This is a genomic window from Pseudomonas sp. HP_01 (assembly GCF_055284355.1).
The window spans coordinates 14,291-39,068 of sequence record NZ_JBTOPV010000027.1; the positions used below are offsets into that span (position 1 = coordinate 14,291).

Here is a 24,778-nt window from a genome sequence, read left to right on the forward strand (position 1 = left end):
ATGCGCCGCCCACCGTCTACCCAGATAGCCAGACCGGCAATCGCAAAGCCGCTGCTAGTTCAAGTACTCGATTTTAGTGATCCACCACTGCTTGCTGCCAGACGGAACCGGTACCGAGACTTCGTCGTCGACTTGTTTCTTCAGTAGCGCCCGGGCCATCGGCGAATCGATGGAGATGTAGTCCATGCGACCGTAGATCTCGTCATATCCGACGATGCGGAACCGCTTGCTCTCACCCTCTTCGTCCTCGACTTCGACCCACGCGCCGAAGAACACCCGGCCTTCCTGCTCCGGCGAATAGGCGACCACGCGCATGTCTTCGAGACGCTTGCGCAGATAGCGCACGCGCCGGTCGATCTCGCGCAGCAGCTTCTTGTTGTACTGATAATCGGCGTTCTCGCTGCGATCCCCCAGGGAAGCGGCCCACGCCACTTTTTGCGTGATGTCGGGCCGGTGCTCGCGCCAGAGGTAGTCGAGTTCCTTCTTCAGGGCGGCATGGCCCTCGACGGTGATGATTTTGGTACTGATTTCACTCATTCACGCTGTCTCTGCCCCGGTTTGGGTTCGTTTGTTCTGTTGGGGGAAGCCTACAGGGTTGGGATGGCCGAGGGTCAAATCAAGCCAGCGCTCATTTGACCAGGCGCTTTTCTTTGGAAGGCCGATAACCGAAGTACGCGCTGTAGCATTTGCTGAAATGACTCGGCGAGACGAACCCGCAGGCCACCAGCACCTCCACCTGGGACAGCTCGGTGTGCTGCAGCAGTCGCCGCGCCTCGGTGATGCGCAATTCCAGGTAATAGCGCTGCGGGGTCGTGCCGAGTTGTTCCTGGAACAGCCGCTCGATCTGCCGCCGCGAGCGCCCGGCGTACTCCGCCAGTTGCTCAAGCTCAAGGGGCTCCTCCAGGTTGGCGTCCATCAACTTGACCACTTCCTTGAGTGGCGCGCTGACCGTCATGTGCCGGCTCGGCTTGATCCGCCGATAGCGCGATTCCTCGAAAGACAGAATGTCTTCGATGCCTTCGATCAGGGCCTTGTCGTGCAGCGTCTTGATCCATTCCAGTGCCATGTGGAAGGCACCGGCGGGGCTTGCGGCAGTAAGGCGATCGCGGTCGATGACGAAGGCTTCACTGGTCACCTCGCTGACTTTGCAGATCTCCGCCAGGGCGGCGCGGTGTTCGGGGTGAATTGCACACCGGTAGCCGTCGAGCAGACCGGCTGCGCCGAGGAACCAGGCGCCATTCCACAGTCCCGCAAGGGTAATACCCTGCTCGGCAGCAGTGCTCAGCAAGTGGGTCAGTTGTTCATCGGCTTTGAGCCCGGTGCGAAAACCGCCACAGACGACCAGCAGGTCCAGGCTCTTCAGCGCGGACAGGTCGAGCCGCGCATCGGGCCGGATCACAAGACCCAGATCACTGATTACTTCGCCCTCGTGCAAGCCGAATGTGCGCGACGTAAACAGCTCGGGGCGAAGCAGGTTGGCGGTGACGAATGTGTCCAGGGCCTGGGTGAAGGCCGGCAACGAAAAATGCTCAAGCAGCACGAAGCCGGTTCGGGTCTGGGCCGACGGCGTTCGCCTGTTCTCATCCACGTAGCGAAGGTTCTTGACCTTCATGCCTCCGCTGAATTCTCGCCGCTCGATCACTGCCGCCTCGCTTTTCGTCATGCCTGGGTTGCCGATGGTTGCAGCCGTTCGCTGCCAAAAAATACCTTGATCAACGGCGGCAGGACCGGGTCCGCGCCATTCTAGCGGAACGGCGCCGGCGTTAAAGTTTTGTCGGGGTGGCCGATACACAACAGCCAGCGAAAGAAAGCCTCCAGGCGCTTCGACTCGCGACGACACCGCAACCCCCACACATCAGGCTGCTTATGGCGCTCGACCCGATCACCCTGCTGACGATGACCATCGCCCTCGCGGCGGCCGCCGCGCTGTACCTGGCCGTGGAGTGGCGGACGGTGCGCGAGCCTTCGCTGCTGTTCTGGAGCGCGGGGTTTGCCACTATTTCGGTGGGCTCGACCCTGGCATTGCTGCGCAGCAGCGGCATTCTAGTGATTGGCATCTGGTTCGCCAACGGCTTGTTGGTCACCGCCCACTGGCTGTTTCTGCTGGGCGTTGCGCGGTTTACCGAGACCCGGTTGTCGCGGGCCTGGTATCTGATCTTCGTCCTGTGGATGGGGCTGTTGCTGCTGCCAGACCAGCCGTGGTGGTCGAAAGTGATGCTGGCAGCCAACTCGCTGTTGATCTCTCTGCTGATGGTCAAGGCCAGTGGGTTGCTGCGCCCTCACGGCAAGTCCCTGAGCGTCGGCGCGGTGCAGTTGCGCTATGTGCTGCTGGCCCACGGCGTGTTCTATTTTTCCAAGGCAGTCACTGCGGTGGTACCTGGCACGCTGATCGATCTGGCGGCCTTTCGTGGCGAGATCATCCAGATTTCGCTGGTTGAAGGCACGATCGCGGTGATGCTGATCGCCTTGTCCATGACGGGCTCAGAGCGTCATCGTCGGGAAAAACGCATGGCCCGGCTGGCGGCGCGGGATCCCCTGACGGCGCTGTACAACCGCCGCGCGCTGGAAATGCGCGGGCAGCGTGTGCTGGAAAAAGTCTCACAGGTGCGTCCGGGAGCGCTGCTGCTGATGGACGTCGATAATTTCAAACTGGTCAACGACCTCTATGGCCACAGCGCCGGCGACCGGCTGCTGGTCGCGCTCAGCGAAATCATACGTGCGGCCTTGCCCAACGGCTCGCTGGCCGCGCGCCTGGGCGGGGATGAATTTGTGGTGCTGCTCAGTGACACCTCCAGCGAGCATTTGCTGGCCGTGGGGAGCACGCTGCGCGAGGCCTTTCACGCGACCGCCTCGGCAACCTTTCCCACCCCCCAGCCCGTCACATTGAGCATCGGTGCCAGCCTGTTCAGCCAACCGCCGTCCAGCCTGGGAGAGTTGATCGAGCGCAGCGATGCCGCCTTGTATGAGTCCAAACGGGGTGGACGCAATCGCATTCAGCTGGTAGATCAGAGCGTCAACGCCAGCGATCCGCTGCAAATACTGTGAAGGCTGAAAGAAGGATCACCCGCCATGCCCATGAGCAGCGCTCAACTGATCTACCGCGCCCCGGAACCCGATGATCTCGACCGCCTGTTCGCCATCTACAGCGACCCGCGGACCCAGCTGTTCAATCCTTCCGGGCCAATGACCGACGAAGCCCAGGCGGCTGGGATGCTAGAAGGCTGGATCGAGCACTGGGAGACCCATGGTTACGGCTGGTGGGCGATTGCGCGCAAGGATGCGCCCGAACACATCATCGGCTTTGGCGGCATTGGGCTTCACGACTTTATGGGCGAGCAGCGGATCAATCTGGGCTATCGGTTTGCGGTTGAGGCGTGGGGAAAGGGGTTTGCCACGGAAATGGGCAGAGCGGCACTGGCGTTCGGGTTCTCGAGCTTGAACCTGGGGGATGTCTACGGCTATGTGCGGCCGACCCACGCAGCATCTATCCGCGTGCTGGAAAAAATCGGCATGAAACGTTGCGGCGAACTTGATGACGTACCGGGTCACGCGCCAAGCCTGATGTTCAAGGCCGTGGCTGCAGGGTGAAGGCGGCGCTGTTCAGTCAGATATCTGCTCAGTGAGAGAGCTGCATTCCGCAACTGGCGTCCAGTTCATCCCACGGATGCGCCGCTTCACGGGCATAGCCGCAGGTGGGCAAATGCACAAAGGTCGCTTCCCTTTCCGCTTCGCTCTGCCTGGCTTTACAGGTCCTGCACAACACTGTGTGGTCGTTTAGCCGCCAGTGGCTGTTCCACCGGACAAGATCGTCGGTCACCATCATTATTTCCCCTCACCCTCACGTACGTAACCAGTTGATTCCACGTGGCGCAGGAGGTTTCCTTCGAGGAGTGGCTACCTGATCGGCGGTCGTCGTTTCAGGAAGTTCCGCTCATTCATGTTCTGCGCCTCGAGGTAAAACTCGAGGCCAAAACCTGCGCCATGAACCATTTGGCGATCGATCCGGGTTTACGCAACCTTTACCAATCCTAGACGTGGGATTACACGGATCCGGTGTTTCATACGTCCATGGCGAACCCACTCTTTCGCCAAAGGAGACACCATGATTTCCAAGATGACCCAAGCCCTGATCCTGTCCGGTCTGCTCGCCAGCGCCGGTGCGGCGTCCGCCAGCGAACGCAACGTGATTGTGCCTGTCATCGCCGGAGCCGCCGTGGGTGCCGTACTGGCCGCGGTAATCAGTCAGTCGAACAACGACCGTCACGATCGCTATCAGGATTACCGCCCGCAACCGCGCTATGAGCCACGTTATGCACCGCGTTATCAGCCTCAGTACCAGCAGGTTGTCTATGTGCCGGTGCGTGAGCGGGTCGAATATCGTCGCTTCGCACCACCGCCGCCCCACGGCTACTACGACGGCGGCTACCGCAGAGGTTTTGACCACGGCCGTGGCAATGACCGCTGGTAAGCACTAAGCATTGCGTGCAGTCAGTGGGACTGGCTGTGAACCTCAATGTGGGACCGGCTTTAGCCGGGAAGGCGTCGGGTGTCACACCGCAAATTCAGCGGTGTCCATGCGGGCCCCTTCCCGGCTGAAGCCGGTCCCACTAATCCATCGCGCACATCGAGTGGGACTGGCTGCGAATTTTAATGTGGGACCGGCTTTAGCCGGGAAGGCGTCGGGTGTCACACCGCAAATCCAGCGGTGTCCATGCGGGCCCCTTCCCGGCTGAAGCCGGTCCCACTAATCCATCGCGCACATGAGTGGGACTGGCTGCGAACCTCAATGTGGGACCGGCTTTAGCCGGGAAGGCGTCGGGTGTCACACCGCAAATCCAGCGGTGTTCATGCGGGCCTCTTCCCGGCTGAAGCCGGTCCCACTAATGCATCGCGTGCATTCAACCCACCCGCTTTCTCTGACAAAACTGCTAACGTGTCCGGCCATCACTGGCCCATCGACCACTGACTGCACGCAGGGACGGACATGTTCGAATTCATTTACCTGGCAATTCTCATCGGCATGGGCGGCACGGCGCTGCTGGATCTCTGGGCGTTGTTGCTCAAGGCGGTGCTGGGTTTGCCGACCCCGCCCTGGCACCTTGTCGGCCGCTGGTTTGCCGGGATGCCCAAGGGGCAGTTCGTGCACCGTAACGGCATCGGCGATTCCCCTCCCGTTTCCAATGAACTGGCGATTGGCTGGTTCATGCATTACACCGTCGGCGTGCTGTTCGCCGCTGCGCTGCTTTTCATCTGGGGCGTGCAGTGGGCCCATGCGCCGACCTTTCTTCCTGCGCTGATCGTCGGGCTGGTCACCGTCGGCGCCGGCTGGTTCATCCTGCAGCCCGGCATGGGTGTCGGGGTCGCCTGCAACAAGGCACCGCAGCCGAACGTGGCACGGTTGCAGAACGTCGTCGGGCACGTGGTGTTTGCAATCGGCATGTATGGCGCGGCGCTGCTGGTGGGGTGATTAAGGCGCGGTGTGGGGTCGCACCCGGCCAATCGCGGTGAACCTATCTGCGCCGCTGCCGTTCTGAAACCTGAGGGCTGCATGGTTATGAAGCCCGTTCCACTCGATCAATCAGGAGACCCCCATGACTCAAACGGCCTTGGTCGTCGGCGCCAGCGGCATCGTCGGCAGCGCAACCACCCAACTGTTACTCGATAACGGTTGGCAGGTGGCCGCCCTTTCCCGCAGTCCCTCGCAAACGCCGGGCGTGATCCCCGTGGCAGCGGACCTGCAAGATCCGGCATCGGTCAAGCAGGCCCTTGCGGACCTCAAGCCAACCCACGTCTTCCTCACCACCTGGTCGCGTCAAGCGACGGAAGCTGAAAACATCCGCGTCAACGCCGCCATGGTGCGTAACGTGCTGGACGCGTTGAGCCCGGCAAAGAGCGTCAAACATGTCGCGCTGGTGACCGGACTAAAGCATTACCTCGGCCCGTTCGAAGCCTACGGCAAAGGCACCCTGCCGCAGACACCGTTCCGCGAGTCCCAGGGTCGGCTCGACATCGAAAACTTCTACTACGCCCAGGAAGATGAGGTCTTTGCCGCCGCCAAACGCGACGGCTTCACCTGGAGCGTGCACCGTCCGCACACCGTGACCGGCGTCGCGGTGGGCAATGCGATGAACATGGCGACCACCCTCGCGGTGTATGCGTCGATCTGCAAAGCGACCGGCCGCCCGTTCGTGTTCCCCGGCTCCCGCGTGCAGTGGGACAGCCTCACCGACATGACCGACGCGCGCCAACTGGCCAAACAGCAACTGTGGGCGGCCACGACGCCAGCCGCGGCGGACCAGGCCTTCAACATCACCAACGGCGACGTGTTCCGCTGGCAGTGGATGTGGGGCCAGATCGCCGAGTACTTCGGTGTGGACGCTGCCCCGTTCCCGGAGCAGGTTTCTCCGCTGGAGCAGCAGATGGCCAACGATCAGTCGGCGTGGGACGAACTGGTTCGCGCACACGGTCTGAAAGAAGCGGACATCACTCGCCTGATCTCGCCGTGGCACACCGACGCCGACTTGGGCCGCCCGATTGAGGTGGTCACGGACATGTCGAAAAGCCGAGCCCTGGGCTTCAACGCCTTTCAGGCCAGCGACCAGGCGTTCTTTGATGTGTTCGACACGTTGCGGGCACAGCGCCTGATTCCATAACGGCGCGGATCACGCACACAAAAAAACGCAGCGATGATCATGGTCATCGCTGCGTTTTTCGTATCCGGAGGCCTTGGGACTTGAGGAAACGAGGCTCAAGCCTTTTCCAGCGCGTCCTCTTTGTGCATCGCCAAGTGCCCGGTCTTGTCGCTCTTGACCTCGTACTGCGGCGCCTCGGGCGAGGCATGGCGATGACGGCCCATGAACTCCACCTCCCTGGTATGCACCTTGGTCACCTTGCCGACAATGTGCCCGGCCTCGGAATTCCAGCGCACGTGGTCGCCCACCTTGAATGCATGAGCCATCGATTTTCTCCTTTAATCCCGGAAGTCAGGGCTGCCAGAGGGTCTGGCTGCCTTCAAGCTTGCGATCCAGAAAACTCGCCGCACTGATCAGCGCCAGATGGCTGAGCGCTTGCGGCGTGTTGCCCAGATGGTGGCCGTGTTCGTCGAACTCCTCGGCATACAGGCCCAGCGGGTTTGCGTAACGCAGCAACTGTTCGAATTCCAGATGCGCCTGCTCCACCCGCCCGGCGCGGGCCAGGCACTCGACGTACCAGAACGAGCAAGCCACAAACGCACCTTCCTCCCCCTCAAGCCCATCGTGGTGGTCATCGTCATTGCGATAGCGGAACACCATGCCGTCGCGCACCAGCGTGCGTTCGATGGCGTCCAGGGTCTTGAGCCACTTGGGATCGCTGGCGCCGACGAACCGCACCAGCGGCATCAACAGCATCGACGCGTCCAGGTTTTTGCTGCCCTTGTACTGGACGAAATGGCCCAGGTCGGCATCCCAGAAGTTGTCCCAGATGTCGTCATGGATGGCCTGACGCGCCTTGTCCCAGCGCTCGAAAGGCGCCGGCAGCGAACGCTTCAATGACAGGCGCAGCGCCCGGTCCAGGGCGACCCAGCACATCAGCCGCGAATGCAGGAAATGCTGATCGGCGCCGCGCATTTCCCAGATCCCGACGTCCTTGCTGCTCCAGGTGTCGCACAGCTCGTTGACCAGCCGGGTGACGTGCTTCCAGCCCTCGTGGGAGATGGCCTCACCGTATTTGTTGGCCAGGTACACCGCGTCGAGCAGCTCGCCGTAGATGTCCAGCTGCGTCTGCTTGTAGGCCTCGTTGCCGATGCGCACAGGCGACGCGCCGCCGTAGCCGCTGAGGTGATCCAGCTCTTCTTCAGGCAATTCTTCGCGGCCGTTCAGCGCATAGAGAATACCGAGCTTGTTGGCGTCTTCGCAGCAGTCGCCCATGCGTTCACGCACCCAGTGCATGAAGGCATTGGCTTCCTCGGTATAACCCAGGCGCATGAAGGCGTAGACGGTGAAGGACGCATCGCGGATCCAGGTGTAACGGTAGTCCCAATTGCGCTCGCCGCCCTGTTCTTCCGGCAGACCGAAGGTCGCCGCCGCGACGATACCGCCATGCTTGCGCGAGGTCAGCAGCTTGAGGGCCAGGGCCGAGCGATTGACCACTTCACGCCAGCGCCCGCGGTAGTTGGAATGCCGGCTCCAGTGCTGCCAGTAGTTGACGGTGTTTTTCAGATCGCAGTCGCAGTTCGTGGCCTTCACCAGCGGATCGTCGGCACCGCCGAGCATGAATTCCACGACATCACCCTGCTTCATCTCGAATTCTGCCACCGCAGCCTGGGCTTCGAGCGTCAATTTCGTTGTTGCCGCCAGACGCATGGCAGGCTGGCCTTCGGCCTCAAAACGAATGTCCTCACCGTCCGTGTGCGCGGTGGTGTCGGCGCGGCTGTAGTCGTGGCGCACCCGGCAGAGCATCCGAACGGAGGCCTGGCCGTGACGAACATGAATACGGCGGATCAGGCGCGGCAGGTTGTCGACTTCCGACGCAATGGGCATGACGTCGGTGACTTCAACCACCGCGTCTTTGGCGATCCAGCGCGTCATCAGCACGTTGGTCTCCGGCAGATACAGTTGCTGCCGGCGGGCGTCCGGGAGAATCGGCGCCAGCTGGAAAATGCCCGCGTCGGGGGTGTCCAGCAACGCGGTGAAGATGCTCGGGCTGTCGAAATCGGGCCAGCAGCAAAAGTCGATGCTGCCGGTGTCGGCCACCAGCGCGGCGCTGCGCATGTCGCCGATGATGCCGTGGTTTTCGATGGGGTTCTGCGGTTCCTGCTCATCGGGGTTCGGGGTGTGTTCAGCCATTGTTGCGGAACTCCGGGTAGAGGCTCATGCCGCCGTCGATGAACAGCGTCGTGCCGTGCACATAGTCCGACGCATCCGACGCCAGCCAGACGACGGCATTGGCGACATCCTCAGCCTCGCCCACCCGGCCGTATGGGATCAGCTCCAGCAGTTTCTTCTCGGCATCGCCGCTGGTGGCTTTGGTGTTGATGGCGGTGCGAATGGCGCCGGGCGCGACGCTGTTGACGCGGATGCGCTGCTCGCCGACCTCCTGGGCAATGCTGCGCATCAGCAAATCGACGCCGCCCTTCGAGGCCGCGTAGTTGACGTGGCCAGCCCAGGGAATGACTTGATGCACCGAGCTCATGTGGATGATCTTGCCCCGGGCGCGGGACACCTCGGGGCGGATGTCCTGTTTGGCGAACTGCCGCAGCGCGGCGCGCGCGCAGAGGAACTGACCCGTCAGGTTGACGTTGATCACGGTGTTCCAGTCCTCGAGGGTCATGTCAGCGATGGCCGCGTCTTTCTGCAGCCCGGAATTGGCGACGAGGATGTCCAGCCGGCCAAACGCCTTGAGGGTCTCGGCGAACAGCTTTTCCACGTCCTGCTCGTTGGACACGTCCGCGCCAATGGCGATGGCCTGGCCCCCGGCATCAATGATTTCTTGCGCAAGCTTCTGCGCCGGTTCGGGTTGCGAGTGGTAGTTGACCACCACCGCCGCGCCTGACGCCGCCAGCCCTTTCGCTGCGCCGGCACCCAGTCCGGAACTGGCGCCAGTGACGAGGGCGACCTGGCCTTTCAAGGAAATCTGCATGGAATGTGGAGCCTCATGGTGAGCGTTTTAATGCTGACTCATGGGGTTCTGCTGAAGTTCATCGGGATAAGTACGCCCATGGCGAAAAGGCCCCTGGTTGGCATTGGCAGGGAGGGCCTTGGCGGTTCGCTGCAAATCTAGGGTGCACAGACTGGCCTCTTCCCGGCTGAAGCCGGTCCCACTAACAGCATGCGCGTACCCAGTGGGACCGGCTTTAGCCGGGAAGGCGTCGGTGGTCATGCCGCAAAATGGAGGGTGCCCGGACTGGCCTCTTCCCGGCTGAAGCCGGTCCCACTAAGCGCGCTTCAGTCCGGCAGGACTGGCTTTAGCCGGGAAGGCTGGACGCCGAACGACCGTGCTCAATAAACTGTTGCCCATCATGTCGCAGGCCTTCCACAGCAGGGTGACGAATGTCGGGTAACGGGGACGATGTATGAATCGCAATGAGCTGCGCAAGGCGGACATCAACCTGATGGTGGTGTTCGAGACCTTGATGCAAGAGCGTAACGTGACCCGCGCCGCCGAGAAGCTGTTCCTCGGCCAACCCACCATCAGCGCTGCCCTCAACCGCCTGCGTGCGCTGTTCAACGATCCCTTGTTCATTCGCGTCGGTCACCGCATGGAACCCACGGCGCGGGCCAGCGAGATCATCAGTCACCTGTCGCCGGCGCTGGACGCGATGTCCGTGGCCCTGAGCCTCACGCGGGAATTCGACCCGGCCAGCAGCGACATGACCTTCCGCATCGGGCTGTCCGACGACGTCGAGTACAGCCTGCTGCCGCCGATGCTGCGGGCGATCCGTGAGGAAGCGCCCGGCATTGTGCTGGTGATCAAGCAGGTCAATTTCTGGAATGTCTCGGAGCTGCTCATGTCCGGCGACATCACCGTCGGCGTCTGCCTGACCCGTGAACTGCCGGCCAACGCCAAGCGAAAAATGCTGCGCATCATGCGGCCGATGGTGGTGCGCGCCGACGCTTCGCCTGAGCCAATCACCCTGGACGAATACTGCACGCGGCCCCACGTCGTGGTGTCCCACGTGGCGAACATTTCAAGCTTCGCGGATGAGTGGCTGGCCGCGATCGGCCGCAAGCGCACCGCCGTACTTTCGGTGCCGCAATACAGCACGCTGCCGGCGTTGATGGAGGGGACGGATCTGCTCTGCAACCTGCCGGACCACCTGACCCGGGCCATGGCCCGAACCGGTCTGCGTGGCGAGCCGCTGCCGTTCGTGACGCCGGATCTTGAGCTGTCGATGGTCTGGCTCAGCGTCATGGACACCGACCCCGCCGAACGCTGGTTGCGCAAGCGGCTGGAGGCGTTCATGGGAGACTCAGGCGCTACCAGCTCCCCGCAGTAGCGCCTGCCCCCTTCCCGGCTAAAGCCAGTCCTACAAACCAGCGATCAAATGTAGGACCGGCTTTAGCCGGGAAGAGGCCGGTTTGAACACCCACAAATCTGCGGTGTAGCGGCCTACGCCTTCCCGGCTAAAGCCAGTCCTACGACGCGCGCGTGACTTAGTGGGACCGGCTTCAGCCGGGAAAGCGTCAGCGGTGACAGCACAAAATGATGGCGTTCACACCATTCTCTTCCCGGCTAAAGCCGGTCCCGCTAAAACCTCTTGCAGCGCCAGCAATACCCTCAATCAGCCAAAACGACCGGTGATGTAATCCTCGGTCTGGGTCTTGGACGGCTTGGTGAAGATGGTGTCGGTGTCGCCGTGTTCGATCAGTTCGCCCATGAACATGAACGCGGTGTAGTCCGAGCAGCGCGCGGCCTGTTGCATGTTGTGGGTGACGATGATCACCGTGAACTGCTCCTTGAGCTCGGTGATCAGCTGTTCGATGCGACCGGTGGAGATCGGGTCGAGGGCTGAAGTCGGTTCGTCCAGCAACAGCACTTGCGGGCGCAACGCGATGGTGCGGGCGATGCACAGACGCTGTTGCTGACCACCTGAAAGACTCTGGGCGCTCTGCTTGAGCTTGTCTTTGACTTCATCCCACAACGCCGCGCCGCGCAGAGCCTGCTCGACGCGCTCTTCCATCTCGCGACGGGAGAGTTTTTCGTGGTGACGCACCGCGTAAGCGATGTTGTCGTAGATCGACATCGGGAACGGCACCGGCTTCTGGAACACCATGCCGACGTTGCTGCGCAGGCGGTTCATCGAGTAACCCGGGGCCAGAATGTTCTCCCCGTTGAGCATCACTTCGCCTTTGGCTTCCTGTTTCGGGTACATCGAGTAAATGCGGTTGAACACCCGCAGCAGCGTGGACTTGCCGCAGCCGGACGGGCCGATGATCGCGGTGATGCGCTTCTCGGGGATGATCATGTCGACCGACTTCAGCGAGCGCTGAGTGCCGTAGTAGAAATCGAGACCGCGTACCTGGATTTTGGTTTTTTCGTCGGCGAGGGAAAGGTTGTTCATCAGGACGCCCTATTGCGCAAAAGGAGAAGACGGGAACTGAGGCTCAGTACCAGTACAAACATGGTCATAATCAAAGCGCCGGCCCAGGCCAGGGAGTGCCAGTCGTCGAACGGACTCATCGCGTACTGGAAAATCACCACAGGCACGCTTGCGATCGGTTTGAGCAGGTCACTGCTCCAGAACTGGTTGCCGAAGGCGGTGAACAGCAACGGCGCGGTTTCGCCGGTGATGCGCGCCAGCGCCAGCAGGATGCCGGTCACCACGCCGGCCTTGGCCGCACGCAGGACAATCTGCAGCGTCAGCTTCCATTGCGGCACACCGAGCGCCAATGCGGCTTCGCGCATGGTCGAGGGTTGCAGCTGGAGCATTTCGTCGGTGGTCCGCACCACCACCGGGATCACCAGCAGTGCCAGGGCCAGGGCGCCGGCGATGGCGGAGAAACCCACTTGGTGGTTGGTCACGGCGCTGAGGGGCAGGATCACCGCGGTGTACACGAACAGACCGAGCACGATCGACGGCGCCGACAGCAGAATGTCGTTAATGAAGCGCACCGCGTTGCCCAGCTTGGTATTACGGGCAAACTCCGCCAGCCAGATACCGGCCATCAAACCAATCGGCGTGCCGATCAGCAGGCCGATGCCGGACATCAGAATGCTGCCGTAAAAGGCGTTCGCCAGACCGCCCGACGAGCCCGGTGGCGGGGTCATGTCAGTAAACAGGCGCAGGTTCAGCGCTGCGAACCCGTTGACGATCGTGGTCAGCAGAATCCACACCAGCCACAGCAGGCCGAAGGCCGTCGCGGCGCAACTGAGGACCATCGCGATCTTGTTCTTGATCGCCCGGGAGCGGTACAGGTTTTCGTTATCGGCCTTACTCATAGACCCTCCTTGCGCGACAGACGAGAGAGCATCAGACGGGCGATCGCCAGCACGATGAAGGTGACCACAAACAGCAGGAAGCCCAGGGCGATCAGTGCAGAACGGTGCAGGTCGGTGTAGGCCTCGCTGAACTCGTTGGCAATCACCGAAGCAATCGAGCTGCTCGGCATCATCAGCGATGCCGAGAACTGGTGGGCGTTGCCCAGCACGAAGGTCACCGCCATGGTTTCACCGAGGGCACGGCCCAGACCCAGGAACACACCGCCGACCACCGCAGAGCGGGTGTACGGCAGGACGATGTCCCAGACCACTTCCCAGGTCGTGCCGCCCAGTGCGTACGCCGATTCTTTAAGGGCAATGGGCACGCTGCGGAACACTTCGGTCATGACCGAGGTGATGAACGGGATAATCATGATCGCCAGCACGATGCCGGCGGTGAGCATGCCGATGCCCAAGGGCGGGCCCTGAAACACCGGGCCGATCAGCGGCAGCGCGCCGAGGTTGTCGTTGATCCACGGGGCCATGTACTGGGCCATGAACGGGCCGAACACGAACAGGCCCCACATGCCGTAGATGATCGAAGGAATACCCGCCAGCAGCTCCACAGCCGAAGCGATGGGCATGCGCAGCCAGGGCGGTGCGACTTCAGTCAGAAAAACCGCGATGCCGAAGCTCACCGGAACGGCGATCAGCAGTGCGAGAAAGGAGGTCACCAACGTGCCGTAGATCGGCACCAACGCGCCGAACTTGCCGTTGACCACGTCCCATTCGGTACTGGTAAGAAATTCGAAACCAAACGTTTTGAATGCCAGGGCACCGCCCCAGAGTGTCGAGCCGGCGATACTCGCCAGCAACAGCAGCACCAACAGAGCCGCTCCCAGCATCGTGCGCCGAAACCAGGCGTCGTGTCGGTGATCGCGGGCCGCGCGTTTTTCGCTCTCGGATATTGCATCCGGAATCACAGCGGACATGTATTGGGTGTTATCAGTCATGGTAGGTCCACTCGCAAGGAAACCCTGCCATCGAGCGCTCGGTGGCAGGGGTAAGCCGGATTACGTCGAGTTACTTGGTGAACTCGGTTTTCCAGTAGTCTTCGATCTTGCTGACCAGCGATGCAGGCAGAGGTACGTATTCCAGTTTTTCAGCGGCGCTCTGACCTTTTTCCAGGGACCATTTGAAGAAGTCGAAAGCAGCAGCGCTTTTCTCGGCGTTCTTCGGTTGCTTGTACATGATGATCCAGGTGGTCGCGGTGATCGGCCATGCCGTCTTGCCCGGCGCGTTGGTCATGATCAGGTTGAAGTCTTTGGCGTTGGCCCAGTCAGCAGTGTCGGCCGCTGCGGCGAAGGCTTTGGCGTCAGGCTTGATGAACTCGCCAGCCGAGTTTTGCAGTTGGGTGAAAGCGATATCGCTCTTGGTGGCGTAGGAGTATTCAACGTAACCGATCGAGCCCTTGATCTGTTTTACGTAAGCCGCCACACCTTCGTTACCCTTGCCGCCCACGCCCACTGGCCATTGAACAGCGGAGCCGGTGCCTGGACCGGATTTCCATGCGTCGCTGACTTTGGTCAGGTAGCTGGTGAAGTTGAAGGAAGTGCCCGAGCCGTCCGAACGGTGAACGACGGTGATGTTGGTCTCAGGCAGTTTCAGGCCTTCGTTCAGTTTGACGATCGCAGGATCGTTCCACTTGGTGATTTTGCCCTGGAAAATGTCGGCCAGTACTTGCCCGCTCAATTTCACGTCGTTGGCTTTCACGCCTTCGAGGTTGACGACCGGTACGATGCCGCCGATCACGCTTGGGAACTGACCCAGACCGCCCGCCTTCAGGTCTTCAGCGGACATCGGGGCGTCGGACGCGCCGAAATCAACGGTGGCAGCCTTGATCTGGGCAATACCGCCGCCCGAGCCGATCGACTGGTAGTTGACGCGATTGTCAGCAGTTTTGCTGTAGTCCTGCGACCACTGCGAGATAACCGGGAATACGAAACTCGAACCAGCGCCAGTCACATCAACGGCGTGTGCCATACCCGACAGGCACATCGAAGCCATCAGAAGCGACAGGCGTTTTTTAGTCAGCAGAATCACGGCAATACCTCAACAAGAGAATTTTGTGTGTGTGGTCACAGTTGAAGACCCGAGGCAGATTTAAAACCGGAAACATTTCTGTTTGATGACAGTCTTGAGACCGCGCGGAAAAACGGAGGCTTCTGTCAGCCATTTCCTACAGCTTGTAAAACTGAAGTGCCCGGTTTTGCTGGCTAAGGCTGAAGTTGTCTAGCGGAAGGGAATTTAATATCAATGCGCCACATATCACCCTGTAGGCATGCATTTTGTGGCAATTGCGCCCGGTGTTGGGCGCCGCAGGGCCGTCGCCAGGGGCAGGCAGAACTCACCGGCCGTGCCGCACGGCCGATTCATCTCGGCAATGTGTATCGAGATTTTGCGGCCAGCCCCACTCCCCTGGAAGGCCAGCCCTCACACCGCTTCGGCAAGCCGCCCGATGTCGGCCATCACTGCGTTGATCTGATCAGCGCTGGCTTTTGAGCCGGTGTAATAGGCCGTCACCAAAATCGGTGGCCTGTCGCCGGGCCAGATTACGGCGACATCGTTGCTGGCGTTGTTGGAACCCGAACCGGTCTTGTCCCCTACACGCCAGCCGCCGGGGACGCCGGCACGCAGCTTCTTGTCGCCGGTCTGATTGTTCACCAGCCACGCCGTCAGCTGATCCCGCGAGGGCAGCGTCAGTTCGTCACCCAGCACCAGGGTGTTCAACGTGTGCAACATGGCGACGGGCGTGGTGGTGTCGCGCAGATCCTGCGGCCGGTTTTCATTCAGATCGGGCTCACGCCGGTCCAGGCGGGTTCGCGTGTCACCGATCGAGCGCAACCAGGCGGTCAACCCCTCGGGACCGCCCATGCTGTCGAGCAGCAGGTTGGCTGCGGTGTTATCGCTCAGCGTCATCGCCGCCTCGCACAGGGAACCGACGCTCAGCCCCTGCCCGCCCACATGCAGCTCGGTGGTCGGCGAATACGCCACCAGTTGCTCGGCGGAATAGACGATACGCCGCGACAGGTCTTCCTGCTGTCGATCAACCCGCGCCAGCACATGGGCGGCGGCCAGGCATTTGAAGGTGCTGCACAGGGCAAAGCGTTCATCGCCGCGATGGGTGATCAGGCGCTGGCTGGCCGTGTCCAGAATGGCGACACCCAGCAGGCCGCCGTGACGAGATTCGAGGTCGGCCAGTTGCTGCTGGATGGCTCGGTCGGAAAAGCGGTCGGGAGACGGCTCGGGACGCCGTTCGGCAGCCAGTGAGGAAAGACTGAACAACGCAGGCACGGCCAGCAACGACGCGCCAATGAGAGTTCTGCGGGTGATCAAGATGGACGTCCTTGTGAAGGGCAACGAGCGCCGCGGGGATCATGGCGCTTATCCCGATGGGATGAGCTGCCGCTGAGCCGCTGCGAAGGGTGAGCAAACCGGCGCCCATCATCCGACCAGACGCTGTGTTATTTCAACCGCTGTCGGCGCAAACGTCCTGTTTGCCCCACCTTTGCCATTATCGCGGCCGGTCAAATCCCGACACCGACCGCACCCACATGAACAGCCGCAGGGTCGCCGGGTTGTCGATGGGCTCGTGGTTCGCCGCCAGTTCGCCGGCCAGAGATGCCAGTGACTGCGGCAACAGCCAGGAAATCTCCTGCTCGGTGGCCTGATACGGCACCGGGATTTCATCGTTCTCGAACGCTGGCCATGGGTTCATCGCCGTCTCTCCCGCACACACATGGATGGTTACAGATCGAGCACCAACGGCCCTGAAGCCGGGACTGCGCAGCAGATCAGCACGTGGTCCGATGCCGGCCTTTCAGCGGGCGGGACCGGGTAATGCACCTGGCCACTGATGAGCCGGGTCTTGCAGGTGCCACAGGATCCACCGCGACAGCTGAATTCCGGGTTCAGCCCGCGGCTCTCGGCCAGTTCCAGCAGACTGCCACCGGTAGGCTGCCAGCGCGCTTCCTTGGCGGAGCGTTCGAACACCACCCGCACCGCTTCGGTGGCGGCAGGCGGTTGCTCAACCGCGATCACTTGGGAATCGCCGCGGCGCTTGAGACTGGACGGGCCGAAGGTCTCGGCGTGGATGCGCTCGTCGCGAATCAGCAAGGCGCGCAGGCCGTCGTAGATTTCCTGGGTAAACGCGGCCGGCCCGCACACATAGAAATCAAAATCGTTAAACGGCAGCAGTGCCTTGAGCAGATCAAGGTCGATGCGGCCGGTCAGGTGGAAATCCTCACCCACACGCGCCGACGTTTCCGGCTGGCTCAGCACGCGGATCGCGGTCAACTGATCGCCAGCCTTTGCAATGAGTGTGTCCACTTCTTCGCGAAACGCCAGGTCGGCCAGACGACGTGCACTCTGGATGAACCAGGTCGCCCGCCCTCCCCGCACCCGTTTGCCTTCGTAGATGACTTCTCGCAGCATCGACAGCATGGGCGTGACGCCGATGCCCGCACCCAGCAGCACCAACGGCCGGCGCTCTTGCGGGTCCACCACGAAACTGCCTTGGGGAGAACGCGCCTGGAGCAGATCGCCGACCTTGACCTGGTCATGCAGGTACACCGAGGCCTGTCCGTCGCGCTTGACGCTGATGCGGAAGAATCCGTCGGACGGCGCGCTGGACAGGCTGTAGGTACGAATCAGCGGCGGCTTATGACTTTGCTGCGGCAGGGGGAGCGACACGCGCAGCGGCAGGTGCTGACCGGCCTTGAACGCGGGCAACCCGGCACCGTCGGCGGGCTCGAAATAGAACGAACGAATGCCGTCGCTTTCGTCCTCGATCCGCGTCACCCGCATGGGCCGCCATTGATCGCGCAGGGCATCGGCCTGCAAGCGCGCGGCGGTCTGCTGCCAGTCGCCGGTCATCAGGCTGTTCGGCGACCACCCCTGGAATTCCCAGCGCGAGCGCAACGCCGCCGGCCGACGCACCACCTGTTCCACACGCACCTGCCAGAGCCGCTCGGCGCCCTGAAACGCCGCGATTTCCGGCCCGTCGAGGATCAGCGTGACCGTGCCCGCCACCTGCAACAGCTCGCCGGTCTGGAAATCAACGAATAGCAGACCCGCTCTGGGATTGAGCCGAAAATTGCCCAGCGTGTTGAAAAAGAGATTGCCGGCGAAATCCGGAATGGTCAGCACATCGCCCTCCACCCGCACGAACCCGGGCTGGCCGCCACGGTGGGACACGTCCACCGAACGGTGGGGCTGCGCGCTCTCAAGGTCGACATAGCTGGCAACGAAGAACGTGTCGGCGCCACGGATGGTGGCGATCGCGGCGTCATCCAGTGCAGACAAGCGTTGCGCGGCCGGCCGCTGCGTCGGCGACGGCAGCGGTTTCAACGCCCGCAGCTGAATGTACTGCGGGCAATTGCCGAACGCGTGTTCGACGCTCACGGAAAAGCCGTTCTCCCACAGTTCGCTGATGTGGCCGTTGAGGCGATTGCGACGGCGGGTGTGCAGGTCGATGCCAAGCATGCCCACCGCCGCGCCCGGCGCAACCCCGGCGCCGACCGGGTCTTCAGCATCGGGGCGTCGGCTGATGTCCAGACGCCTGGCGTCAGGGGACTGGATAAACCCCGGTTGGGCATCCAGCAGGGTCGCCCACGGCCAGCCTTCATTGTCGACGGCACCGAGAATCAGGTACGGCAGGTGCTCGTAGAACTCGCGGTGCTGATCGGGCATGTAGTCACGAATCACGCGCTTGCCCAAGGTTTCCATGCGCTCTGCAACGCCGACGTTGGCCTGCAGAGCGCGCTCGCCGGAATGCCATGGCGATGCCGTTTCAACACGAATCTCGTTCATGGCGCGAACTCCCTGGGATCACTGAGAACTTACTGAGAATTACTTGACCAGGCCTGCTGCCGTGCGTGGCATTGGCGTGAAACCCGGCAGGTTCTCGATGCGCGCCAGCCATGCCTGCACGTTGCCGTATTCATCCAGCGAGACGTTGCCCTCCGGCGCGTGGGCGATGTAGCTGTAGGCGGCGACATCGGCGATGGTGGCGTGATCGGCGGCAAGAAATTCACGACCGCTGAGGTGCTGATCGATGACCCGCAGCGTCTCGTGGGCACGCTGGATCGTATCCTGGGGATCGAAACCGGCGCCGAACACGGTGATCAGACGTGCCCGCGCAGGGCCCAGATAAATGGCACCGGAGGCGGCAGACAACCAGCGCTGCACCTGCGCCGCGCCCTCGGGATCATTTGGCAACCAACGGCCCGATGGGTCGTACTTCTTCGCCAGGTACACCAGGATCGCGGTTGAATCAGCGACGATGACCCCGTTGTCGTCGATCACCGGCACTTGGCCGAAGGCGTTGATGGCGAGGAATTCCGGCGTCGTCTGCTCGCCCTTGGCCAAGTCAACGAATTGAATGGCCGGCGCAAGGCCCAGCAGCGACAACATCAGCTCGGCGCGGTGGGAGTGGCCGGACAGCGGGAAGTGATAGAGCGTGATGGCGGTCATGGGGGTGGCTCCTGCTAGTGGATCGACTCAGCGCGGAGCGGCGGTGCCGCAATGGAGGGCCGCGCTGGTGAAACCGATAGTGGGCCTGACCGCCAGATTGCGGAATGACCAGAATCGGCAATCCACTGTTTCACAGGATGAAATGCTGAGGGCGAAACCGTGTTGCATTGCCGGCGCGCGGCGCTGAGAACCAGCTATAGGCACCCTTCAGAAATATCCCCCGGCCTGCTGCGCGCGATTGCTGCGTTGATCGGGCACAGCAGGCCGGGGGAGACGGCCGAGGTTTGCTTCTACCTCACAAAGGGCTCAAAGCCACTGACGCGCCGTCAGCCACATTCCATAACCCACGGCCATCAGCGCCCAGGCCAGCAGCGGGTGAAACATCACCCGCCAGGCCATCGCCCGCGGCTCGAAACCGACGCCGTGGACGAAGCCCCCGGCCACGCCCCACATGATCAGCATCAGCAGGCCGTGGGAATAATGGCCATTGGCGTCAAGCATTGATGCAGGGTGAATCAGCAGCACCAGACTCAGCGGCACGGCCATCAACAGGGACAATGCCCGGCCGACGGCGTGCCTGAAAGGTGCGTTCAGCGCTTCAGCGGTCACGGCCGCTCTCCAGTGCGGCGGCGTCGGACGACTCCAGCCACAGCGCGTTGATGATGCCGAAGCTGCAGGCCAGCAACACGCCGAGAATCCAGGCGAAATACCACATGATTGTCTCTCCTCTAAAACGCGGGTCAGTACAGGCCTTGGGGGTTGTGGTCGATGTGGGCGGTGGTGACCTTGCCCCACATCTTGGCGTAGCACCAAAGCGTGTAGCAGAGGATCAACGGCACGAAGATGGACGCTGCGATCAGCATGATCATCAGGGTTTTATGGCTGGACACGGCGTCCCACACGGTCAGGCTCGACGCCGGGTCCAGGCTCGACGGCATGACGAACGGGAACAGCGCAAAACCTGCCGTGCACAACGCGCCGACGATCGCCAGGCTGCTGCCGAGGAACGCCGTCCCGCCCTTCCCCGCGCTGGCGCCGAGCAATGCCAGCAAGCCACCGAAAATTCCCAGCAGCGGCGCGATGACGGTCAGCGGGTGCTGCTGGTAGTTCCCCAGCCAGCCGTGGTTGCTGGCCGTCACGGTTTTCGCCAGCGGGTTCAGCGCAGCACCCGCATCAAAGGTTGAGGTGATCGCCAGGCCCTGAATGCCGCCGAGCAACAGCCACACGCCGGCGCCAATGAACGACAGCAAAAACACGAGCGACAGCCACTGGGCGGCACGCCGTGAGCGTCGGGCAATCGCGCCCTCGGTGCGCATCATCAGCCAGCTGCCGCCGTGCAGGCCGAGCATGCTCAGGCTGACCACGCCGGCCAGCAGACCAAACGGGCTCAACAGCTGCCAGAAGTTGCCGTGATAACTGGAGCGCAGGGTGTCGTCGAACTGGAACGGCACGCCCAGCAACAGGTTGCCGAACGCCACGCCGAAGACCAGCGACGGCACCACGCCACCGACGAACAGGCCCCAGTCCCAGCTCTGCCGCCAGCGGGTGTTTTCCAGCTTGCTGCGGTAGTCGAAACCCACCGGGCGTACGAACAGCGCAAACAGCACCAGCAGCAGCGCCCAGTACAAACCGGAAAACGCAGCGGCATATACCAGCGGCCAGGCCGCGAACAGGGCGCCGCCCGCAGTGATCAGCCAGACCTGATTGCCGTCCCAGTGCGGAGCGATGGTGTTGATGACCACGCGCCGCTCGGTGTCGCTGCGCCCGACGTAGGGCATCAGCATCGCTGCGCCCAGGTCGAAGCCATCGGTGAGGGCGAAGCCGATCAGCAACACGCCGACCAGCACCCACCAGATCATTTTCAGTGTCTCGTAATCGAACATCGTAAATTCCTCAGGCCAGGGCCGGTTGTCTGGCGTCAGCAGCGTTGCCTTGAGCGCCTTGCTCGAAGTGATAGCGGCCGGTGTGCAGGCTGCTCGGGCCAAGCCTTGCGAACTTGATCATCAGGTACATCTCGATGATCAGCAGGACGGTGTAGAAGCCGACCAGCGCCACAATCGAACCGATCACATCCCCCGCCGACAGGGTCGAGGCCGACAGGTGCACGGGCAGCACTTCGCCGATGGACCAGGGCTGACGACCGTGCTCGGCGACCCACCAGCCGGTCTGGGTGGCAATCCACGGCAGCGGCAGGCTGAACACCGCCCACTTGAGCAGCCAGCGCTTGCGGGTTTCGTTCTTGCGCGCCGACGCCCAAAAGGCACAGGCGAACAACAGCAGCATGAGCACCCCGCTGAGCACCATCACGCGGAAGGTCCAGAAGATCGACGCCACCTGCGGGATCGAATCCAGCGCAGCCTGTTTGATCTGCTGCTCGTTGGCGTCGACGACTTTGTCGGTGTACTTCTTCAGCAACAGGCCGTAACCGAGGTCCTTCTTCACCGCATTAAAGGCGTTGAGGGTCTGCTCGCTCTTGTCGCCGCCGCGCAGCTGACCGAGCAAGTCGTAGGCGGTCATGCCGTTGCGGATGCGGCCTTCGTGTTCGCGGACGAGGTCTTTGATCCCTGTGACCTGCTTATCCACCGAGCGGGTGGCGATGATGCCCATCACATAGGGAATCTTTACCGCGTAATCGGTGCGCTGCTCGGCCTGATTGGGCAAACCGAACAAGGTGAACGCCGCCGGCGCCGGTTCGGTTTCCCACTCGGCTTCGATGGCGGCCAGCTTGGTCTTCTGTACGTCGCCGATCTCGTAGCCGGATTCGTCACCCAGCACGATCACCGACAGGATCGAGGCCATGCCGAATGCCGAGGCGATGGCGAACGAACGCCGGGCGAAAGCGATGTCGCGGCCTTTGAGCAAATACCAACCGGAGATCGCCAGGACGAAGATCGCGCCGGTGACGTAGCCGGATGCCACGGTGTGGACGAACTTGACCTGAGCGACGGGGTTGAACAGCAGATCGCTGAAGCTGGTGAGTTCCATGCGCATGGTGGTGAAGTTGAACTCGGCGCCGACCGGGTTCTGCATCCAGCCGTTGGCGATGAGGATCCACAGCGCCGACAGGTTTGAGCCGAGGGCCACCAGCCAGGTGACGGTCAAATGCTGGACGCGAGTCAGGCGGTCCCAGCCGAAGAAGAACAGACCGATGAAGGTCGATTCGAGGAAGAACGCCATCATGCCTTCGATGGCCAGTGGCGCGCCGAAGATGTCGCCGACGTAGTGGCTGTAGTAGGCCCAGTTGGTGCCGAACTGGAACTCCATGGTCAGGCCGGTGGTGACGCCGAGGGCGAAGTTGATGCCGAACAGCTTGCCCCAGAACCGGGTCATGTCTTTGTAGATTGGTTTGCCGGTCATGACGTAGACCGATTCCATGATGGCGAGCAGGAAGGCCATGCCAAGGGTCAGCGGGACGAACAGGAAGTGGTACAGCGCGGTCATCGCGAACTGCAGCCGGGAGAGGTCGACGACTGATTCCGATATCATTTTGGGTTTTTCTCAGAGGATGCGGGTGGGGCGCCCAGTACATGCAGGCCGGCTTGCACGCCGTCGTCCTTGACTTCGACCGGGGCGTCGAACCAGACGCTGCGGATGCCCATGAGCAGGACGAGTTTGATCAGGAGGATCAGACTGATGTCTTTGGCCAGGGGGTGTTTGAGGAAGTCGAAGGGACCGGGCATGTTGAGGACTCGTCGGGGTGCGGGGTATTTTTCCTACAGCCGCTTCCTACGGGTTTGATCCAGGTCAATAAGGCGCGTCTACTGCGATGTGGCAGAACGCCACAGCTCTGCCTAACGGCAGAGGGTTTCGCCTTCGGCGAGTTACTTTTAAAAAGCACTAAAAGTAACCAAAAGTGCCTGCTCTCGGTTGGGCCCTTCCTTCGTCAGGGTTCCTTCACTCAGGTCTCGCTCCGTGGGCCCGCGCCGAACGGACATCCATGTCCGCAACGGCGCTCTCGCCGCATCCATGCGGCTCGGCCCACTCCGCGAGACCTGCGTTCAGCCTGCACCCAAGTCGCGTTTGGCGGTGACTGGACCTTTTGTGTACGAAGATCAAAAGCAGATCAAATGCAGATCAAAGGCAGATCAAAGGCTTCCCGGCTGAAGCCGGTCCCACTGACTGCGCACGGCTTTTTTAGTGGGACCGCCTTCAGCCGGGAAGAGGCCGGTACGGGCAATACATGATCGTACCCACGCTCTGCGTGGGTATGCAGCCCGGGATGCTCCGCGTCCGTTAGGGGCTAAAACCGGTCCCACTGACTGCGCGCGGCTTTTTAGTGGGACCGGCTTTAGCCGGGAAGAGGCCGGTGCGGGCAATGGGAATCGGTGGTGTCTGAGTGAGGTGCGTCGTGGGGACGTGGAAAAGGTTTTGCGCAGCATCCAACGAACCGGATTCGTCCGTTCTGACTGTCAGGATGAGCGGCAGGATGCCGTCTCAAGTGACGGATTATTCAGCCGATATCCCTGTGTGCAAGGCGGTCTGTTACGGTTGCGCCGGATCGGTTACGGCCCGGAATCTGTCGCTTTTGCACCCCATGAGGTAGGTATCGATGACACTCCATTCGCTCATTCACCCAATGGGCAGCGCACTCCGTGTGGCGCTGTTGTTGTGCATGGGTTCTGCCGCGTTGGGAGCTGAATCGATTAACTCAGATGCACCTCGTGCCGAGATCCATGTGGTTACCGAAGAACTCCCGCCCTACAACATGACCCGCAACGGGGTGCTCACCGGCATGAGCACCGAGGTGGTTCAGGCGGTGTTGAAGGAGGTCAATGTGCAGGCCTCCATTCACTCCATGCCCTGGGCGCGGGCCTATGACCTGGCGCTGCACACCCCCAACGTGCTGATCTACTCCATCACTCGCACCGCCGAGCGCGAGCGGCTGTTCAAGTGGGTCGGGACCATCGCCGCGTCGCGCTGGTTTCTGTATTCGTCCGCCAGCCATCCCGTCACCCTGCTGAACCTGGACGACGCACGGGACTGGCAGACCGCGACCGTCAATGAAGACGTCGGCGAGCAGTACCTGATGGCGCGCAAATTCGAGATCGGCCATCAGCTGCAATCGAGCAACCGCTACGAATTCAATTACCAGAAACTGCAGACCGGCCACGTCGACCTGTGGATTTCCGACGAACTCAACGCTTATTACCTCGCCCGGCAGGTCGGCGATGACCCCACCCGCACGCTGGTGCAGTCCCTGCGCATAAAAGAACTGGAAGCAGCAGGCGGCTTCAACATGGCGTTCAGCGCTGGCACACCCGACGCGACGGTGCAGCGGTTTCAGAAAGCCCTGAACACCCTTCGCGGCAACGGCACCTACGACGCCATTGCGCGCAAATGGCAATGA

At 61.9% G+C, this 24,778-nt stretch carries 25 protein-coding genes; 7 read left to right on the plus strand and 18 right to left on the minus strand.

What is annotated here, in order from left to right; genetic code table 11:
* Positions 1–54: 54 nt before the first annotated feature.
* The gene (gene greB, locus ACYAR8_RS15845; protein ID WP_065988745.1) at positions 55–528 is read right to left on the minus strand and encodes a transcription elongation factor GreB; all 474 of its coding nucleotides are present in this window, start codon (positions 526–528) and stop codon (positions 55–57) included.
* 100 nt (positions 529–628) lie between these two features.
* Positions 629–1,663, minus strand: coding sequence for a GlxA family transcriptional regulator (locus tag ACYAR8_RS15850; protein ID WP_074892502.1), 1,035 nt, complete (start codon positions 1,661–1,663; stop codon positions 629–631).
* A gap of 203 nt (positions 1,664–1,866) precedes the next feature.
* On the opposite strand from ACYAR8_RS15850, the gene ACYAR8_RS15855 reads away from it, so the two are divergent.
* The 5 genes from ACYAR8_RS15855 to ACYAR8_RS15875 all read left to right on the plus strand — a co-directional run bounded on the left by ACYAR8_RS15855 (position 1,867) and on the right by ACYAR8_RS15875 (position 6,653).
* Positions 1,867–3,045 carry a GGDEF domain-containing protein gene (locus ACYAR8_RS15855; RefSeq protein ID WP_074892501.1) on the plus strand — a complete coding sequence of 393 codons (1,179 nt, stop codon included), beginning with the start codon at positions 1,867–1,869 and terminating at the stop codon, positions 3,043–3,045.
* Positions 3,046–3,069: 24 nt separating this feature from the next.
* Positions 3,070–3,588, plus strand: a complete 519-nt coding sequence (locus ACYAR8_RS15860; protein WP_463580389.1) for a GNAT family N-acetyltransferase — start codon at positions 3,070–3,072, stop codon at positions 3,586–3,588.
* Between the two features lie 514 nt (positions 3,589–4,102).
* Positions 4,103–4,468: a hypothetical protein gene (locus ACYAR8_RS15865; protein ID WP_463580390.1), complete on the plus strand. Its 366-nt coding sequence runs from the start codon at positions 4,103–4,105 to the stop codon at positions 4,466–4,468.
* Between the two features lie 516 nt (positions 4,469–4,984).
* The gene (locus ACYAR8_RS15870; protein WP_463580391.1) at positions 4,985–5,467 is read left to right on the plus strand and encodes a DUF2938 family protein; all 483 of its coding nucleotides are present in this window, start codon (positions 4,985–4,987) and stop codon (positions 5,465–5,467) included.
* A gap of 124 nt (positions 5,468–5,591) precedes the next feature.
* On the plus strand, positions 5,592–6,653 hold the full coding sequence (locus ACYAR8_RS15875; protein WP_074892497.1) for an SDR family oxidoreductase: 1,062 nt from the start codon (positions 5,592–5,594) through the stop codon (positions 6,651–6,653).
* A gap of 95 nt (positions 6,654–6,748) precedes the next feature.
* Here the strand turns inward: ACYAR8_RS15875 and ACYAR8_RS15880 are convergent, their stop codons facing one another.
* From ACYAR8_RS15880 to ACYAR8_RS15890, 3 genes are read right to left on the minus strand one after another with little or no spacing between them, the layout of a single operon-like run.
* Positions 6,749–6,958, minus strand: a complete 210-nt coding sequence (locus ACYAR8_RS15880) for a hypervirulence associated TUDOR domain-containing protein (RefSeq protein WP_108120042.1) — start codon at positions 6,956–6,958, stop codon at positions 6,749–6,751.
* 25 nt (positions 6,959–6,983) lie between these two features.
* The gene (locus ACYAR8_RS15885; protein ID WP_463580392.1) at positions 6,984–8,825 is read right to left on the minus strand and encodes a glycoside hydrolase family 15 protein; all 1,842 of its coding nucleotides are present in this window, start codon (positions 8,823–8,825) and stop codon (positions 6,984–6,986) included.
* Positions 8,818–9,618, minus strand: coding sequence for a glucose 1-dehydrogenase (locus ACYAR8_RS15890; protein ID WP_074892494.1), 801 nt, complete (start codon positions 9,616–9,618; stop codon positions 8,818–8,820). The genes ACYAR8_RS15885 and ACYAR8_RS15890 overlap by 8 nt, the downstream gene beginning before the upstream one ends.
* 433 nt (positions 9,619–10,051) lie before the next feature.
* On the opposite strand from ACYAR8_RS15890, the gene ACYAR8_RS15895 reads away from it, so the two are divergent.
* Complete coding sequence (locus tag ACYAR8_RS15895; RefSeq protein ID WP_463580393.1) at positions 10,052–10,975, plus strand: LysR family transcriptional regulator; 924 nt, start codon at positions 10,052–10,054, stop codon at positions 10,973–10,975.
* A 285-nt stretch (positions 10,976–11,260) separates the two neighbouring features.
* Here ACYAR8_RS15895 and pstB read toward each other — a convergent pair whose 3' ends face one another.
* From pstB to cydP, 13 genes are all read right to left on the minus strand, one after another.
* Positions 11,261–12,040 carry a phosphate ABC transporter ATP-binding protein PstB gene (gene pstB, locus ACYAR8_RS15900; protein ID WP_065988537.1) on the minus strand — a complete coding sequence of 260 codons (780 nt, stop codon included), beginning with the start codon at positions 12,038–12,040 and terminating at the stop codon, positions 11,261–11,263.
* The gene (pstA, locus tag ACYAR8_RS15905; protein ID WP_074892491.1) at positions 12,040–12,918 is read right to left on the minus strand and encodes a phosphate ABC transporter permease PstA; all 879 of its coding nucleotides are present in this window, start codon (positions 12,916–12,918) and stop codon (positions 12,040–12,042) included. Before pstA ends, pstB begins: the two co-directional genes overlap by 1 nt.
* Positions 12,915–13,910: a phosphate ABC transporter permease subunit PstC gene (pstC, locus tag ACYAR8_RS15910; protein ID WP_065988539.1), complete on the minus strand. Its 996-nt coding sequence runs from the start codon at positions 13,908–13,910 to the stop codon at positions 12,915–12,917. The genes pstA and pstC overlap by 4 nt, the downstream gene beginning before the upstream one ends.
* 70 nt (positions 13,911–13,980) lie before the next feature.
* Positions 13,981–15,000, minus strand: a complete 1,020-nt coding sequence (gene pstS, locus ACYAR8_RS15915) for a phosphate ABC transporter substrate-binding protein PstS (RefSeq protein WP_074892490.1) — start codon at positions 14,998–15,000, stop codon at positions 13,981–13,983.
* Positions 15,001–15,390: 390 nt separating this feature from the next.
* Positions 15,391–16,293, minus strand: coding sequence for a class A beta-lactamase (gene bla, locus ACYAR8_RS15920; RefSeq protein WP_463580394.1), 903 nt, complete (start codon positions 16,291–16,293; stop codon positions 15,391–15,393).
* A gap of 178 nt (positions 16,294–16,471) precedes the next feature.
* Positions 16,472–16,675, minus strand: coding sequence for a hypothetical protein (locus ACYAR8_RS15925; RefSeq protein WP_463580395.1), 204 nt, complete (start codon positions 16,673–16,675; stop codon positions 16,472–16,474).
* A gap of 29 nt (positions 16,676–16,704) precedes the next feature.
* Positions 16,705–18,768, minus strand: a complete 2,064-nt coding sequence (locus ACYAR8_RS15930; protein WP_463580396.1) for a 2Fe-2S iron-sulfur cluster-binding protein — start codon at positions 18,766–18,768, stop codon at positions 16,705–16,707.
* Positions 18,769–18,807: 39 nt separating this feature from the next.
* Positions 18,808–19,431: a glutathione S-transferase family protein gene (locus tag ACYAR8_RS15935; RefSeq protein WP_074892486.1), complete on the minus strand. Its 624-nt coding sequence runs from the start codon at positions 19,429–19,431 to the stop codon at positions 18,808–18,810.
* 306 nt (positions 19,432–19,737) lie between these two features.
* Complete coding sequence (locus ACYAR8_RS15940; protein WP_463580397.1) at positions 19,738–20,040, minus strand: cyd operon YbgE family protein; 303 nt, start codon at positions 20,038–20,040, stop codon at positions 19,738–19,740.
* Positions 20,030–20,146 (minus strand): cytochrome bd-I oxidase subunit CydX, encoded by a 117-nt coding sequence (gene cydX, locus ACYAR8_RS15945; RefSeq protein ID WP_065988546.1) that lies wholly within the window; start codon positions 20,144–20,146, stop codon positions 20,030–20,032. The genes ACYAR8_RS15940 and cydX overlap by 11 nt, the downstream gene beginning before the upstream one ends.
* Before the next feature lie 25 nt (positions 20,147–20,171).
* Positions 20,172–21,314, minus strand: coding sequence for a cytochrome d ubiquinol oxidase subunit II (gene cydB, locus ACYAR8_RS15950; RefSeq protein WP_463580398.1), 1,143 nt, complete (start codon positions 21,312–21,314; stop codon positions 20,172–20,174).
* Between the two features lie 10 nt (positions 21,315–21,324).
* A complete protein-coding gene (locus ACYAR8_RS15955) occupies positions 21,325–22,917 on the minus strand; it encodes a cytochrome ubiquinol oxidase subunit I (protein ID WP_463580399.1) in 1,593 nt (530 codons plus the stop codon).
* Positions 22,914–23,111: a cytochrome oxidase putative small subunit CydP gene (cydP, locus tag ACYAR8_RS15960; RefSeq protein WP_463580400.1), complete on the minus strand. Its 198-nt coding sequence runs from the start codon at positions 23,109–23,111 to the stop codon at positions 22,914–22,916. The genes ACYAR8_RS15955 and cydP overlap by 4 nt, the downstream gene beginning before the upstream one ends.
* Positions 23,112–23,980: 869 nt before the next feature.
* Here cydP and ACYAR8_RS15965 point away from each other — a divergent pair.
* Positions 23,981–24,778 carry a substrate-binding periplasmic protein gene (locus ACYAR8_RS15965; protein ID WP_463580401.1) on the plus strand — a complete coding sequence of 266 codons (798 nt, stop codon included), beginning with the start codon at positions 23,981–23,983 and terminating at the stop codon, positions 24,776–24,778.